Origin of the sequence: Apilactobacillus kunkeei, from assembly GCF_005930975.1 — a bacterium.
Classification (GTDB): Bacteria; Bacillota; Bacilli; order Lactobacillales; family Lactobacillaceae; genus Apilactobacillus; species Apilactobacillus kunkeei_E.
In genome coordinates, this window is the sequence record NZ_VBSE01000018.1 from 1 (window position 1) to 280 (window position 280).

2 tRNA genes are annotated in these 280 nt (G+C 44.3%); both read right to left on the reverse strand.

The annotated features are described in order from the left end of the window. Positions 1-94 precede the first annotated feature (94 nt). Positions 95-167 (reverse strand) — tRNA-Ala (locus FD688_RS00060). A 37-nt stretch (positions 168-204) separates the two neighbouring features. Then, a tRNA-Ile gene (locus tag FD688_RS00065) sits at positions 205-279 on the reverse strand. Position 280 lies beyond the last annotated feature (1 nt).

The window sequence follows — 280 nt, forward strand, 5'->3', positions numbered from 1 at the left end:
GTTCTCGGTTGAAATTGTATTTTTATACAAATTCAATATAGAAATTAAATAATATCTAGTTTTCAAAGAACCAAGTATGACACTTACGTGTCAATGGAGAATAGCGGGATCGAACCGCTGACCTCCTGCTTGCAAAGCAGGTGCTCTCCCAGCTGAGCTAATTCCCCATAAATATAAATATGATTGTGACCCCTGTGAGGTCGATGGGCCTAGGGGGACTCGAACCTCCGACCTCACGCTTATCAGGCGTGCGCTCTAAACCAACTGAGCTATAGGCCCA